Here is a 13,476-nt window from a genome sequence, read left to right on the forward strand (position 1 = left end):
TGCCCACGAGCTCCCCCGTAGACCACCGCACTCCGCGTCGTCAGGCACCCGCTCGCGACGCCGGAACGAATGGTCCGGGTCCGCGGACAGGTGCTTCACCTCCCGGCCGATCCGGCCGAGGTGACCCCTGGCAGGCTTCCCGGTCCGAGTGTGGGCCCGCGTCAGCCACCACGGCAGTCGGCCACTGCCGGCCGGGCCTCTGACGGTGGACACCTCGAAAAAGTGCACAAGCGATTCCTGGGCGAATCCTCGTACGGATCACCTGCTGCCGGCTCCGAGCATCGAGCTGACGCTGATGAGGTCCCGGACAGCGGCACGACCGCGCAGACGTACGCCGCCGGACCGCAGAAGGTGCCCTTGGTCGGTGACGCGTTTCCATGGATGGTTTCGCTCCCCGCCCCAAGGGCACGCGGCCGGTGAGACTCCGCGGAGGTACTGAGATGAGTGTCGGAGACAAGACGAAGGCGAAGGCCGAACAGGTCGCCGGAAAGATCGTACGGAAGACGGCCCACGCGGTGCATAACGAAACCCTCGCGGCCAAGGGCGCCGCCCTGGAAGCGCGAGGCAGGACGCGGGGCGTGAAGGAGAGCACGAAGGAAACCTTCAAGCGCTGATGCCCTTACGGGATCGGCAACGTCCGCTCGGTCACCCACGGCGCACCCTCGGTGCGGGAGCGCGGCCGGCTCGCTTCTGCGGTGCCCCGCGCAGCCGCGGGCCGCGGGGAGGGTCAGGTTGCCGGCGCGAAGGCCGTGATGGTCTCAGCGAGCTCGGCCGGGGCTTCCAGCGGGATCAGGTGACCGCTGTGCGGGATGACGACGACGTCGGACTGGGACAGGTAGGGCACCAGGTTGTCGCGCAGCACGTCGACGGGCTCGACTCGATCGTTCTCTCCGGCGACCACGAGGGCCGGCACGGTGACCATGCGCGTCTGCTCGGTGACGTCCTGCGCGATACCGCGCAGCGGCCACTCGGTGCGGGCGTCGTCGGTGGCGGTCCGCGAATCGGTCACGACCCGCGCCTTGATCACAGCGGGCAGCTCGGTCGCGGTGAGTATGTGATCCCGCGCCCCGGCTACGGACTCGGTGGTGTCGTACGCGTGCGACAGGGCTTCCTGGTACTGGGGGGTGATCTGTGGGGCGGGCCTTGCCGGGCCGGAGCCGACGAGGACGATGCCGCGCAGGCCGGCGGGCCGGGTGGCCGCGACCAGTTGCGCGACCTTGCCCCCCATCGAATGCCCCACCAGGACGTGGTCGGTGACCCCCGCGTCGGCGAGCACGGCGAGGGTGTCGTCGGTGAGCTGACCGAGCGTGTAGGGGCCGGGCAGATCGCGCGACCGGCTCCAACCGCGGAAGTCGACCGTGAGTACGTCACGGCCCGCCAGGCGGTCGACGACGAGGTCCCAGGTACGGGCGGAACCACCCCAGTAGTGCAGGAACACCAGGGTCGGTCCGGTCCCCGGCCGGTGGTCGTAAACGGGCAGAAGCTTCTGGTGCATCGTGTTCACGAAGTCTCTTTCGATCGGTGTGCTGGGCGAATGCCCCGTGTATTCATTGAAACTTCTGCACCAGGACGGGTCATCGGCGAGATGGGTCGCCCGATGGTGAAAACTGGACACGTGAGCACGATCCGGCAGATGACCTACCAGGCCGCAGGACACACTGCCGCCGCGGTCGAGACGATGACGTTCGACCGCCTCCGCGAGCTGAACGACGGCGGCACGCAGCGCGCCGACTTCCATGTCCTCGCCATCGTCGACGCCGGACACGGCTCGGTCACGGTGGATTTCCTCCACCATCCGCTCGCGGAGCGGTCCGCGGTGTGGATTCCACCCGGCGCGGTGCACCGGTGGGACGACATCGCCGGTGTGGCGGGGCACCTCGTGCTGTTCGTGCCGACCGCGCCGGTCACCCACGCCACCCGGGAGCTCGTCACCTCACCGGACCTCGTCGCGTCCTGGAGCATCCCCGACGCCGACTGGCCCTACGTCGACACGGCGCGCAACCATCTCCTCATCGAGGAGTCCGCTGCACCCGAGGACTTCTCGACGGAGCTGCCCCAGATCCTGCTGTCCGCGCTCGTTGCCCGGCTGCACCCACCCGACTCCGAGGCAGGGCCCCTTCCTCCGCTGTTCCTGATGTTCCGCTCCAGCGTCGAAGCGCACTTCCGGGAACACCACGACGCCGGCTACTACGCCCGTGCTCTGGGATTCGCTCCCCGCACCCTTTCGCGAGCGGTGCAGCGGGCCACCGGCCGCACCGCGAAGGCGTACGTCGTCGACCGGATCGTCCTGGAAGCCAAACGGCTCCTCGCGCACGACCACTTCAGTGCGGCTCGCTGCGCCACCGTGCTCGGTTTTCCCGACGCATCCACCTTCTCGGTCTTCTTCCGGAAGGCGACAGGCATGCGCCCAGGCGCATGGCAGGTCTCCCGAGGGGCCGTTCAGATCGCCCGTGCCCGCGGCGCCGGCGTCTGCGCCGCCACTGGCCTGGAGAGCTGAGGCGTGAGGCGGCCGCCCTCGCCGACGCAGGGGCACTCAGGCCCCTGCCCGGCCCCCGGCACGGAGAACGGCACCGCTCAGGGCTAGATCGTGATCGACATCGTCTGACGGAGGAAGCGGTCAGGCCCCGTTGGCGAGTCGAGCACCTGTCCCGGCTACTTGCCGCCGACCGGGTCCGTCGAGGCGTACAGCGCCTCGCGCAGGGTCGCCGTCGTCTGGGCGACCGCCGCCTTGTTGCCCTGTGTGTCACGCAGCGCGTTGAGCATCATGAAGTCGTGGGTGACTCCGCTGTAGTGCGTCGAGGTCACCTGCACGCCCGCCGACCTGAGCTTCGCGGCGTAGGCGTCGGCCGCGTCCAGCAGCACGTCGGAGTCGGTGATGACCAGGGCCGGTGGCAGGCCGCGCAGTTGCTGGACGGTCGCCCTCAGCGGCGAGGCCAGCGGGTTGGCGCGGTCGGCGGTCTTCGGGGCGTAGGCGTTCCAGAACCACTTCATGGCCGGCCGGGTCAGCCAGCAGTTCTCGGCGTAGCGGGTGTACGACGCCGTCTCGAAGTCGGCGTCGGTGACCGGGTAGAGCATGACCTGCTGGCGGAAGTGCGGGCCCCCGCGCTGCTTGGCCATCATCGTGACCGCGGCAGTCATGTCGCCGCCGACGGAGTCACCGGCGACGGCCAGCCGGGAGGGGTCCAGGCTGATCTCGGTGCCGTGGACGCCGACCCACTTGGCGACGGCATACGCCTGCTCGATGGGGACGGGGAACTGGGCCTCGGGAGAGGGCGTGTAGTCGACGAAGACGACCTCGGCGCGGGCGCCGTTCGCGAGTTCGCGGACGAGGCGCTCGTGGGTCTTGAAGTTGCCGAGGACCCAGCCGCCGCCGTGGATGTAGACGATGCCGGGCAGCGTCCCCTTGACGCCGGCGGGGCGCACGATGTGGACCTTGACCGGACCCGTCGGGCCGCCCGGCACGGTGCGCTCGGTGATCTGCGCGGGCAGCATCGGGACGGGTCCCGCCTGGAGCTTGTTCAGCACATCGCGGGCGGCCGGGTACGACAGGTCGTACAGCGGCTTTCCGCCGGCGGCCGCGAGCTGGTCCAGGAAGTCCTGGTCGATCTTCTCGAGCTTCTGCGGCGGGTTGCCGCACGGCACGTACTTGGCGCCTTCGGCTACCGCCGCCAAGCCCTGGCCGGTTCCGGGGGCGGCGCCGTCCCGGACGGTGCCGCAGGCGCTCATCGTGGTCGCCGTCGCCGTCAGGAATGCTGCCACGGCGAGCCGGCGCAGGCGGCGGGCTCCGGGCACGGTGCGTATCGCGCCGATGTCTGTTGCTCTCATGTCTGCGGATTCCCTACGTGATCGAGTCGTCCCCCTCCGTAAGCCTGGCTGGCCCAAATGGCGTACACCATCGGGGTTAGGCCAGACGGGACACCGACCAGGTCAGCCGCGTAGGTCCCGCTCGGCCGTCGCCGCGTGCGGTCGGCCCGACCTCCTCGGTCGTACAACCACCCCCGGGGGCCGTACAGGCCGCTGCCGACGGCACCCGGAACCAGTCGGCGCGGAGTCCATCTCGGCGAAATCCGGTGTCAGGTAGCGCCCGCACCATCGGGTGCGGGCTGGGTGCGAGGTGTGTAGCGGGCGCGCATGGTGGGGCTGGCGGCGGGTCCTGCGGTGAATACGTAGGAGTGGCTGTCGTCGAGACGGCGGCCCGTCCTGGCGTCGACGACCACGGGCTCGACCTCTTCACCGCTGTCCGCGTCGACCAGGATCATGCTCCGCTGTTCGGGTGCGAGGCGCGCGTTGCCCCAGGCGGCGAGCGCGACGATCACCGGACGCAGGGAGCGGCCCAGCTCGGTCAGGACGTATTCATGGCGGGTCGGATTGGTCTGATAGGGGCGGCGTTCCAGCAGGCCGTCGGCGACGAGCTGCTTCAGGCGCGCGGTGAGCATGCTGGTCGAGATGCCGAGGTTCTCCTGGAACTGGTCGAAGCGGGTGTACCCGTCGAAGGCGTCGTGGAGGAGCAGGAGGGTCCACCACTCGCCGACGTGCTGCGCGGTCGTGGACAGCGGGCATTCGAGGTCCTCTGCCCTGATGCGGCTTGTCAAGGTTGACCACTCCCAGAGAGTTACTGCTAAAGTCGAAGTTACTGGCTTCTATTTTAGCAGTAACGACAGGAGCGGGCTCTTGTATGCCCGCCCGCACCCCACGCCCCCACCCCAGAACGGCACTCACCATGACCACCCCCGTCCCCTCGACCGGCCCATTCGGCGACTCGCTGGAAGGCAGGCGCGCCCTGGTCACCGGCGGCACGAAAGGAGTCGGTGCGGCCGTCGCCCGACGGCTGGCCCAGGCCGGCGCCACCGTCCTCGTGACCGCACGCAGCCGACCGGACGAGGTCGCGGCCTCCGACATGATCGCCGCGGACCTGACCACCCCCGAGGGCGCCGCGACCGTGGTCGAGGAAGCCCGACGGCGCCTTGGCGGCATCGACATCCTGGTCAACAACCTGGGTGGCTCGGACGCGCCCTCGGGCGGATACGCGGCCCTCGACGAGGACGACTGGGCCAGGGAGCTGAACGTCAACCTCCTCGCCGCCGTCCGCCTGGACCGCGGTCTGCTGCCCGCGATGATCGAGGCCGGGCGGGGAGTCATCATCCACGTCTCCTCGATCCAGCGTCGTATGCCGCTGTGGAACGGCACCCTCGCCTACGCGGCCGCCAAATCCGCGCTGACCACCTACAGCAAAGGTCTCGCCAACGAGGTCGCCCCGCACGGCATCCGCGTCAACACCGTCGCCCCGGGCTTCGTCCAGACCACCGCCGCCGACCACCTGGTCGCCCGTATCGCCCAGAACGCCGGCACCACCCAGGAAGCGGCCCTGGAACAGCTCATGAACTCCCTGGGCGGAATCCCGCTCGGCCGCCCCAACCGCCCGGAGGAAGTCGCAGAACTCGTCACCTTCCTCGCCTCGGACCGCGCCTCCGCCATCGTCGGCGCCGAGCACGTCATCGACGGCGGCACCCTCCCCACCGTGTGAACCCACCGACCCAGGACAGCGACATGCCCAACGAACAGCCTCAGACCATCGCTCCCGACGCCCTCCCCGAGGTGATCACGCGCTATCTCGACGCCCACCGTGCCCGCGACACCGCCACCGCGCTCGGCGCCTTCCACCCCGAGGCCACCGTGACCGACGACGGCAGGACCCATCGGGGGGCACCGGCGATCGAGACCTGGCTGACGCGCGCCGCCGGCGAGTACACGTACACGACCGAACTGACGGCGGCGTGGAAGACCGCCCCGGACCGCTATGTCGCCACCCAGCACCTCGAAGGCGACTTCCCGGGCGGGACGGTAGACCTCCATTACCGCTTCGCCCTCAGCGACGGCCGCATCGAGACCCTCGTCATCGAGCCCTGACACCGCTCGCCAAGTGCGAGCAGCACCAGGCGTTTTCGGCCGGCCCTGGGGAGTTCTCCCGGCCTGACGACGAGGGGTCCGTCGTGACGACGGCCCTCACCCGACGGGCCGACCAGGGCCGTCCCGGCCAACTGCCCGCGACCCACCACCACACCCACGGGGTGCGCCAGTTCCCGTATCCGGGGCGAGAAGGGCAGCAGCCGGGGTGGCCCGACACCTGTCAGCGGCGGCCGAAGCCATGGAGCTTCGACCTCGTCTGCTGGTGAGGCCCCTAGAAGGCCGGATCGTGATCACGTGACGAGCTCATAGGATGACCACGGTATTCCCGGGTGATCCATAGTGTCCTCAAGGGACCGGACGGTGCGGGCCTTTCGGGTCCACCGGACGGAAACGGCAGACGCGACAACTGACATGGCGGTGACTCCTTGCCCTCACGCATAGCCCTCGTCGGTGCCGGTCGCATGGGGACACCGCTGTGTGGACGCCTTGTTTCGGCGGGCCACACGGTGACCGTTTCCGATCTGCGTTCCGAACGGGAGGAAGCGGTGCGCTCGCTGGGCGCGGACTGGACGCCCTCCGTCACGACCTCCGCGGCCGGGGCTGACGTACTGGTCACCGTGGTTCCCGGACCCGATGAGGCGGCGGCTGCTCTTCCGGATGCCGTCTTCGCAGCCCTTGCCCCGGGTGCCGTGTGGATCGACATGACGAGCAACGCCCCGGCGACCGCGCGAAAGCTGCGGGAACGAGCCGGTGCCCACGGCGTCGACGTTCTCGAAGCGCCCATGGGCGGGAGCCCGGACGACGCCGAAAGCGGGCACCTGCGGTTTTTCGTGGGCGGTTCCGCCGAACTCCTCGACCGGTGCAGGCCACTGCTGGAGGCCGTGACGACGTCGGACCGGATCCACCACATGGGCGGCCCCGGAACCGGCTATACGACGAAACTCCTCGTCAACCTCCTCTGGTTCGGGCAGGCCACGGCCACCGCCGAAGCCCTGCTGCTCGGACGCCGAGCGGGCATCGACCTCTCTGCCCTGCGCGACACGCTGGCCGACAGCGCGGCGGGGAGCGACTTCATCCGCCGGGACCTGTCGGCCCTGTTCGCCGGTGACTACCTTCGCTCCTACGGTCTCGACCGCATCCACGACCAACTCGAGGTCATCACCGGCGAGGCCCGGGACCTCGGCACCCCACACGAGATGGCCGACACCGTATTGCGCATCCACCGGCTGGCTCTGGAGCGCTTCGGACCCGTCGATGGCGAACTCCTGGCCGTAGCCCTCCTGGAGGAGGCCGCAGGTACCCTGCTGCGCCCCTGACCGCTCCGTGTCAGTTGATCCGCTGCTCCGGGGCAACGTTGGCGGCGGCGAAGAAGCCGAACCCGTCCTCGACGAGACGCAGGCAGCTGTGCGAGAAGGTGGAGTACGTGGAGAGCGCGCCGCACGGGCCGACCGCGACGGCCTGCTGCACGGCGCCATCGTGACCGGCCACCGCCACCGCTCCCAGGACCGGACTGGCGAGCACGTTGACGCTCAACGTCCCCCACGGGAAGACGGACTTCCACAGTCCCTGCAGTCTGCGCGTGCCGACCGCGGCGCACGTCACGGCCGCCGGTGCCGCCGCGAGGGTGCCGACGATGCTGACGAGCGCCGCCCCGGCGTCCCGTCCTGGATCAGCTGCCGGCTGTCGAGTGCGAAGGTCGAGAACGTCGTGAATCCGCCGAGCACTCCGGTGGCGAGGAAGGGTCTCAGCGGACGACCGGTGGCGCGCATCTCGCTGAGCACCACCAGGACCACGCCGATCACCGCGCAGCCGGCCACGTTCACCGCGAACGTCGTGAGCGGAAAGCCGTCGGGACTCCGGGGCCACAGACGCAGTGCGGCGTAGCGTGCCTCCCCACCGAGTACCCCACCGGCGGCCACGACGGCGACGACGGCACCGCCGCTCGCTCTCCACCGGTGTTCGTTGACAGCGAGTGCGTCGAAGTCACAGTTCATCGGCTCCTTTCGGGATGGGCGTGTCCGTCAGCGCTGGAGGATCTCGACCAGGCGGGGGCCGGTGGCCGACGTTCCCTTGCGGATGTAGTCGGTGAGGTCGTCAAGGGATCCGGCCCGGTGGGTCTCCACGCCGTAACCGCGGGCGATGTCCAGCACGTTGAGGCCGCAGATGTCGAGGTAGTCGCCCTCGGGGACGTGCAGGACCTCGGAGAACTCCTGCAGCGCGCGGTACGTGGTGGTGCAGACGACGAACGTGACGGCCACCTGATAGCGTGCCGCAGTCCACAGGGCGGCCCGGGTGTACCGCATCGCGCCGTCCCCGATCAGTGCCACCACGGGACGGTCCGGGTTTCCGAGCCGCAGTCCGGTGATCCGTACCAGGGCGTCGGACGGGTCACCGACCGAGATGCGCCCGAAAGGAGCACGTGCCGCCTCGTCCGGGTCGTCGGTGACCGCGTACACGCTGACGCCCCGTCGCGGGAAGTCGTCCGTGCTGGGTGCGTGGTAGCGGAACACGGGAGCCCCCATGCACGCCACGCCGTCGTTCGAGCACGTGCGTCGGCGCCGGCGTCGGCGTCGGCGCCGACGCCGACGCACGATCGAGGGCCTGGACGAGGGTGTCGAGCGCCTTCTGCGGGACCGACCGGGGCGCCGTCCACGTCACGGTCCGGCAACTGCTCCAGTGCGCTCACCTCGGCGGGTTCGGTCCCATCGTCCAGCGGAACGGGCGGATGGACCACACCGCGGGGCGCGAGAGTCGGCGAGCATCAGCCCCTTGGACACCAGGGCCGGTCCGTCCTGTGGGCGCGGCGGCTCCCCCGACCATGTCACCAGCCGCTCGGCGAGCTCGACCGGGCCGACGTTGGTGAGCATCGCGCCGACCGGCACCTACCGCCGCGCCTGCTGACCCGCCATGACGACCATGGGCGTGTGACAGTCCGCCGTGTTGGTCATACAGCCCATGGCGTTGCCGGTACCGGAGGCCGCGTGCAGATCGAGGAGTCCGATCGTGCCCGACGCCTGGGCGAAACCGTCGGCGATGGCGATCGCGGCGCCCTCCGGCAGCACCAGGCAGTACGGGATGTCGTCCGGAAGGCCGGTGAGGAAGGAGAGCTCGTCCGACCCGGGGTTTCCGAACACCGCCTTCACGCCGTGGTGACGGAGAACGCCATGGAAGTCGTCACTGACAGTAGTCACAACAAGCCCTTCGGATGCACGAGGCTGATCGCTTCTCCGACCCCGGGACCAGTGCCGAACGCGGGCAGATTCCACCTGTCGGGAGCATGTGTCCCGCTCCTGCCCCCGCGCACGGTCCTGGCGACCCGTGCGGTTCCGGGACGCCGAGACCGCACCCCGAAGAGCGCTATAGGGTGAAAAACGTCAAATGACTGGATGGCCGTTCGGTGTGGCTTCGGGACAGTGACCGCCCTGGAGGTGTGTGCCGTGCCCGGTGACGGATCATTCATGCAGGTTGCGCCGGACGGACGGGTGATCGGGTGGTCCGTCTCGGCAGAGAAGGTCTTCGGGTGGTCTGCGCAGGAGGCCGTCGGAAGACACATCGGTGAGCTCGTGGCGAGCGTGATCAGCGTCGAGTGCCGCTGGACCTCCGCCATCGTGGAGGCACTCTCGGCCTGCTCGCCGATGATCTTCCACGTTCTGGATGCCGAACTGCGCATCGTCCAGGTCAGCGGTGTCTGCGCGCGGAAACCGTCATATCCGGTTTCCGTGATCGGTGGAGCGTTCCGCGACGTCTACGGACTTGCCGCGCCCGCCGCGGAGGAGAAGGTCGCGCGGGGTGTTCTCAGCACCGGCAAGCCGGTGCTGGACCACGTCGTGCGGGCGCGCCTGCCCGGTGATCCTAGGACCAGGCACTACTCCCTCTCGTACATCCGGATGGAGAACCTGCACCACGACGCAGCGGGACTCGTCGTCCTGGCCCTCGACGTCTCCGACCGGGTACGGGCCACGCAGCGCCTGACGATCCTGCAAGCGGTACGCGACCGCGTGGATGAACAGCTCGACGTCATCGCCGTCTGCCGGGCCCTGACCGGTGCGGTCGTGCCTGGATTCTGCGGCATCGCCGTGGTGGAGGTGATCGACGGGGTCGTACGAGGTGAGGATCCGCCGCTGGCGCCGGTCGACGGGGCCGTACAGCTGCTGCGCGCCGCGTTCCGGGGGGTGGTCTCGGCTCATCCCGTGGGCGAGGTGAGCCGACTGCCCGATGCCACGCCGTTCTCACGGGTACTGACCGACCTGCGCCCGAGGCGCGTCGAGGTGACACCCGATGCTCTCTGGCTGACCGCCGACCCGGCCCGGGCGGCCTCGATCGCGCGGTCGGAGGCTCATTCCCTGATCGTCGCTCCGCTCGCCCTTCGTGGCCGGGCCATGGGGATCGTCAGCTTCTACCGGAGCGGCAGCGAGGAGCCGTTCGAGGAAGAGGACCTCGATCTGACCGCCGACGTGTGCGCCCACGCCGCGCTGTCCATCGACAACGCCCGCCGGTTCACGCGCGAAAGCACGATAGCCGCCACTCTGAAACGCCGGCTGCTGCCGCAACGGCCCGCCGCCACCTCGGCGGTCGACATCGCGCGTCTGCACCTGCCCGGACCCGGCGGAGGCGGTGCCTGGTTCGATGTCATCGAGCTCTCCGGCGCCCGGACCGCCCTGGTCCTGGGAGACGTCGCCGGCCGGGGCGTCGCCACCGCCACCACCATGGGGCAGCTGCGGACCGTCATCCACTCCTTGGCCGCGCTCGACCTGGAACCGGACGAACTGATGGCCCAGCTCAGCGACACCGCCGCCCGCCTGGCGGGTGAACGTGCGGCGCTGCCGCCCGGCGACAGTCTCCAGACCGAGCCGCTCACCGCCGGGTGCCTGATCGCGGTGTACGACGCGGTCGAACAACACTGCACGATCGTGCGTGCGGGCCTGTCGGACCCCTGCGTGGTCCACCCGGACGGCACAGCGGCCGCGATTCCCGTTCCGGAGGGCCCGGTGCTCGCCGGCCACGGCCACGCCCCGTTCCCCGCCATCACGGTCGAGCTGCCCGGGGGCAGCACCCTCGCTCTCTGCAACGAGAACCTGCTGATACCGAACGGCCACGTGGTGCCACTGCTCGCCGCAGGAGCCGAGGACTCCCTGGACGACGTGTGCGACACCGTCGCATACGCGCTGCGAGGCCGTGACGAAACGGAGAAGCTCCTGCTGCTGGCCCGCATCAGAGCGTTCCCCGCCGACCGGGTCGTGGTCCTTTCCCTGCCCCCCGGCAACGAGGCCGCCCCGCTCGCGCGCGCCGCGGCCCGACGCCAGCTCGCCGCATGGAACATCGAGGAGGAGGAGGCCTTCACCGCCGAGATCGTCGTCAGCGAACTGGTGGGGAACGCGGTGCGCTACGGAGACCCACCGCTCGAGCTGCGCCTCGTCCTGGACCGCCACCTGACCTGCGAGGTCCACGACGGCACGCCATGTGCCCCGCACCTCAAGCACGCCCGCACCGTCGACGAGGACGGACGCGGCCTCTTCATCGTCGCCACCCTCGCCGACAACTGGGGCACCCGCTACAGCCCCGACGGAAAGACGGTCTGGGCTCGGCTGTCCGCGGGCCCGCCGCCCTGAACGGTGTCGCCCGCCCGTCTTCCGTCCGGCCGCCAAGTGGGGCATTCCACGTGGCACGTCAAGAAGGGGCGGCCTAGCGTCGTCGGCATGGTGGAGCGGAGCGCACGGGGCCGTGCGAACGACGCGGCGGCCCGACGGCCTCTCCTGGGCCCAGGATTCCGGGACGCCCTGCGACGGTCACCCGTTCTGCCCGCTTCGGTGATCGTGCTTCTCGTCTCCGCGGCCGCCGGTGTCTTCGCCTGGTCCTACACCTACGCATTCGCCAACCCCTACCCGCACGACGTGCCGATCGCGGTGGTCGGCACGGAGGACGCGGACCGCGGAGTGTTCCTGGCCGGCATGGACGAGGCGCTGGACATGTCGTTCGTCCCCCACCGTTTCGCCACGTACGCGCAGGCGAGGAACGCCGTCGACGAGCAGACGGTCTTCGCGGTCTTCGATGAGCAGCCGGGCAGGGCCGTCGTGATGGACGTCTCGTCCGCTTCCGGCGCCTCTGTCGCCGAACTGCTGGAGACCACGGGGCCGAAAGTCGGCAGGGCCGTCGGCGTGGACGTCGTGATCCGCGACATCAAGCCGAGCCAGAAGGGCGATCCCAGAGGCCTGGCGATCTTCTACGTCACGCTGGCATCCGTGGTCGTGGGGTTCGTGGGCGCCATCCAGCTCACCGTGCACGCGAGCGCGCTGCGCCCCGCCTCGCGGATCGGTTTCATCTGCGCGTACTGCCTGCTGGGCGCCTTCGCCATCGCGGCTGCCGTGGGCTGGCTGCTCGGTGCCCTGTCGTTGCCGTTCCTTCAGGTGTGGCCGACCCTGGCGCTGGCGATGTACGTCGCGAGCACACTGTTCCTCATGTTCTTCGTCCTGATCGGACGCTGGGCGATCCTGCCCACATGGGCGATCATCGTGCTGATCGGCAATCCAGCGTCAGGCGGCGCGGTCTCCTGGCCCCTGCTGCCCCCGTTCCTGCGTCTCGTCGGACCGTGGCTCCCGTCGGGTGCCGCGATCGGTGCGATCCATACCGATGTGTACTTTCCCGGCCACCTCCACAGCCTGCCGTTCCTGGTCCTCACCGGCTGGGGGCTGGTGGCAACATTCGTCTTCTGCTTGGTCGAGTACCGCGAAGCACGGCCTTGACCACACTCGTGATCAGCACGTGCCGCCGGGCGATACCGCCGTCCCCGTCCGGTGCTCACAGCACGCGCAGGACGCCGACGACCTTGCCGAGGATCCGCGCGTCGTCACCGGGGATCGGGTCGTACGCCGAGTTGCGGGGCATGAGCCACACCTGGCCGTCGTGCCGACGGAGGACTTTCACCGTTGCCTCGTCGCCCAGGAGCGCGGCGACGATGTCGCCGTGGTCTGCGCTGTCCTGCCGCTTGACGGTGACGATGTCGCCGTCGCAGATGGCGGCGTCGATCATGGAGTCGCCGGACACCGTCAGGGCGAAGACCTCACCGTCGCCGACGATCTGCCGGGGCAGCGTGTACACGTCCTCGACCACCTCGTCCGCGAGCAGCGGGATGCCGGCGGCAATGGTTCCGACGAGCGGGACCTCGACGGCCGCGTCGGCTCTGGTGCTGAGGTCGGGGGCCCACGAGGGGCGGACCCGGTAGGCCCTCGGGGTGTGCGGGTCGCGGTAGATGACGCCCTTGTTCTCCAGCGTCATCAGCTGGTGGGCGACGGAGGACGTGCTGGCGAGCTGAACGGCCTGGCCGATCTCCCGCATCGATGGCGGGTAGCCCTGCCGGGCCACCGTCTGCTCGATATAGCCGACGATGGCCGCCTGCCGGTCCGTCAGCTCCCCTTCGGCGGCCCGAGGGCCGGGGGGCCGGCCTCGGCGCGAGGGCGTGCTGTTGTTCATGCCGGGCACCTCCGTACAAGATCCACAGAACGTGACTTTAACCCGCGGCTCCCATAAAGGGAACGTTGGTTCGACTCGCAGGGTGGATGGCTGCGCCGGCCG

At 69.8% G+C, this 13,476-nt stretch carries 16 protein-coding genes; 8 read left to right on the forward strand and 8 right to left on the reverse strand.

Annotation, left to right across the window (positions count from 1 at the left end; all coding sequences use genetic code 11):
- The first annotated feature begins 440 nt into the window (after positions 1–440).
- A complete protein-coding gene (locus tag ACFXI4_RS05720; RefSeq protein ID WP_384988430.1) occupies positions 441–614 on the forward strand; it encodes a hypothetical protein in 174 nt (57 codons plus the stop codon).
- A gap of 113 nt (positions 615–727) precedes the next feature.
- Here the strand turns inward: ACFXI4_RS05720 and ACFXI4_RS05725 are convergent, their stop codons facing one another.
- A complete protein-coding gene (locus ACFXI4_RS05725) occupies positions 728–1,495 on the reverse strand; it encodes an alpha/beta fold hydrolase (protein ID WP_384988642.1) in 768 nt (255 codons plus the stop codon).
- Between the two features lie 120 nt (positions 1,496–1,615).
- On the opposite strand from ACFXI4_RS05725, the gene ACFXI4_RS05730 reads away from it, so the two are divergent.
- Complete coding sequence (locus ACFXI4_RS05730; RefSeq protein ID WP_384988431.1) at positions 1,616–2,497, forward strand: helix-turn-helix domain-containing protein; 882 nt, start codon at positions 1,616–1,618, stop codon at positions 2,495–2,497.
- A 155-nt stretch (positions 2,498–2,652) separates the two neighbouring features.
- On the opposite strand, the gene ACFXI4_RS05735 is transcribed toward ACFXI4_RS05730, so the two are convergent.
- Both ACFXI4_RS05735 and ACFXI4_RS05740 read right to left on the reverse strand, forming a co-directional pair.
- Positions 2,653–3,825: an alpha/beta hydrolase gene (locus ACFXI4_RS05735; protein WP_384988432.1), complete on the reverse strand. Its 1,173-nt coding sequence runs from the start codon at positions 3,823–3,825 to the stop codon at positions 2,653–2,655.
- A 248-nt stretch (positions 3,826–4,073) separates the two neighbouring features.
- Entirely contained in the window at positions 4,074–4,592 is a 519-nt protein-coding gene (locus ACFXI4_RS05740; protein ID WP_384988434.1) for a winged helix-turn-helix transcriptional regulator, read from the reverse strand.
- A 128-nt stretch (positions 4,593–4,720) separates the two neighbouring features.
- Here ACFXI4_RS05740 and ACFXI4_RS05745 point away from each other — a divergent pair, with 128 nt between their 5' ends.
- The 4 genes from ACFXI4_RS05745 (at position 4,721) to ACFXI4_RS05760 (ending at position 7,223) form a co-directional block, all read left to right on the forward strand.
- A complete protein-coding gene (locus ACFXI4_RS05745) occupies positions 4,721–5,524 on the forward strand; it encodes an SDR family oxidoreductase (RefSeq protein WP_384988436.1) in 804 nt (267 codons plus the stop codon).
- A 23-nt stretch (positions 5,525–5,547) separates the two neighbouring features.
- Positions 5,548–5,907, forward strand: a complete 360-nt coding sequence (locus ACFXI4_RS05750; RefSeq protein ID WP_384988437.1) for a nuclear transport factor 2 family protein — start codon at positions 5,548–5,550, stop codon at positions 5,905–5,907.
- Positions 5,908–5,990: 83 nt separating this feature from the next.
- Entirely contained in the window at positions 5,991–6,173 is a 183-nt protein-coding gene (locus ACFXI4_RS05755) for a hypothetical protein (RefSeq protein ID WP_384988438.1), read from the forward strand.
- Between the two features lie 159 nt (positions 6,174–6,332).
- Positions 6,333–7,223 carry an NAD(P)-dependent oxidoreductase gene (locus tag ACFXI4_RS05760; RefSeq protein ID WP_384988440.1) on the forward strand — a complete coding sequence of 297 codons (891 nt, stop codon included), beginning with the start codon at positions 6,333–6,335 and terminating at the stop codon, positions 7,221–7,223.
- Positions 7,224–7,233: 10 nt separating this feature from the next.
- On the opposite strand, the gene ACFXI4_RS05765 is transcribed toward ACFXI4_RS05760, so the two are convergent.
- The 4 genes from ACFXI4_RS05765 to ACFXI4_RS05780 form a co-directional block, all read right to left on the reverse strand.
- On the reverse strand, positions 7,234–7,440 hold the full coding sequence (locus ACFXI4_RS05765; protein WP_384988441.1) for a CrcB family protein: 207 nt from the start codon (positions 7,438–7,440) through the stop codon (positions 7,234–7,236).
- A gap of 65 nt (positions 7,441–7,505) precedes the next feature.
- The gene (locus ACFXI4_RS05770; RefSeq protein WP_384988442.1) at positions 7,506–7,901 is read right to left on the reverse strand and encodes a fluoride efflux transporter FluC; all 396 of its coding nucleotides are present in this window, start codon (positions 7,899–7,901) and stop codon (positions 7,506–7,508) included.
- A gap of 27 nt (positions 7,902–7,928) precedes the next feature.
- On the reverse strand, positions 7,929–8,429 hold the full coding sequence (locus ACFXI4_RS05775; RefSeq protein ID WP_384988444.1) for a thiamine pyrophosphate-dependent enzyme: 501 nt from the start codon (positions 8,427–8,429) through the stop codon (positions 7,929–7,931).
- A 360-nt stretch (positions 8,430–8,789) separates the two neighbouring features.
- Positions 8,790–9,098 (reverse strand): thiamine pyrophosphate-binding protein, encoded by a 309-nt coding sequence (locus tag ACFXI4_RS05780; RefSeq protein ID WP_384988445.1) that lies wholly within the window; start codon positions 9,096–9,098, stop codon positions 8,790–8,792.
- Between the two features lie 267 nt (positions 9,099–9,365).
- Between ACFXI4_RS05780 and ACFXI4_RS05785 the strand changes: the two genes are divergently transcribed.
- Together ACFXI4_RS05785 and ACFXI4_RS05790 are read left to right on the forward strand one after the other, a co-directional pair.
- The gene (locus ACFXI4_RS05785) at positions 9,366–11,516 is read left to right on the forward strand and encodes a SpoIIE family protein phosphatase (RefSeq protein WP_384988447.1); all 2,151 of its coding nucleotides are present in this window, start codon (positions 9,366–9,368) and stop codon (positions 11,514–11,516) included.
- 87 nt (positions 11,517–11,603) lie between these two features.
- Positions 11,604–12,647, forward strand: coding sequence for an ABC transporter permease (locus tag ACFXI4_RS05790; protein WP_384988448.1), 1,044 nt, complete (start codon positions 11,604–11,606; stop codon positions 12,645–12,647).
- 55 nt (positions 12,648–12,702) lie between these two features.
- Here ACFXI4_RS05790 and lexA read toward each other — a convergent pair whose 3' ends face one another.
- Positions 12,703–13,374, reverse strand: coding sequence for a transcriptional repressor LexA (lexA, locus tag ACFXI4_RS05795; RefSeq protein ID WP_384988450.1), 672 nt, complete (start codon positions 13,372–13,374; stop codon positions 12,703–12,705).
- Positions 13,375–13,476: the final 102 nt, after the last annotated feature.

The organism is Streptomyces sp. NPDC059224 (genome assembly GCF_042754285.1).
In the GTDB taxonomy this organism is placed as follows: Bacteria; Actinomycetota; Actinomycetes; order Streptomycetales; family Streptomycetaceae; genus Streptomyces.

What these genes read in the sequence shown, in the direction of transcription:
- ACFXI4_RS05735 (WP_384988432.1), bottom strand. Translation starts at nt 3,825, where the DNA reads ATGAGAGCAACAGACATCGGCGCGATACGCACCGTGCCCGGAGCCCGC.
- lexA (WP_384988450.1), bottom strand. Translation starts at nt 13,374, where the DNA reads ATGAACAACAGCACGCCCTCGCGCCGAGGCCGGCCCCCCGGCCCTCGG.
- ACFXI4_RS05770 (WP_384988442.1), bottom strand. Translation starts at nt 7,901, where the DNA reads ATGAACTGTGACTTCGACGCACTCGCTGTCAACGAACACCGGTGGAGA.
- ACFXI4_RS05775 (WP_384988444.1), bottom strand. Translation starts at nt 8,429, where the DNA reads ATGGGGGCTCCCGTGTTCCGCTACCACGCACCCAGCACGGACGACTTC.
- ACFXI4_RS05785 (WP_384988447.1), top strand. Translation starts at nt 9,366, where the DNA reads ATGCAGGTTGCGCCGGACGGACGGGTGATCGGGTGGTCCGTCTCGGCA.
- ACFXI4_RS05720 (WP_384988430.1), top strand. Translation starts at nt 441, where the DNA reads ATGAGTGTCGGAGACAAGACGAAGGCGAAGGCCGAACAGGTCGCCGGA.
- ACFXI4_RS05750 (WP_384988437.1), top strand. Translation starts at nt 5,548, where the DNA reads ATGCCCAACGAACAGCCTCAGACCATCGCTCCCGACGCCCTCCCCGAG.
- ACFXI4_RS05725 (WP_384988642.1), bottom strand. Translation starts at nt 1,495, where the DNA reads ATGCACCAGAAGCTTCTGCCCGTTTACGACCACCGGCCGGGGACCGGA.
- ACFXI4_RS05790 (WP_384988448.1), top strand. Translation starts at nt 11,604, where the DNA reads ATGGTGGAGCGGAGCGCACGGGGCCGTGCGAACGACGCGGCGGCCCGA.
- ACFXI4_RS05745 (WP_384988436.1), top strand. Translation starts at nt 4,721, where the DNA reads ATGACCACCCCCGTCCCCTCGACCGGCCCATTCGGCGACTCGCTGGAA.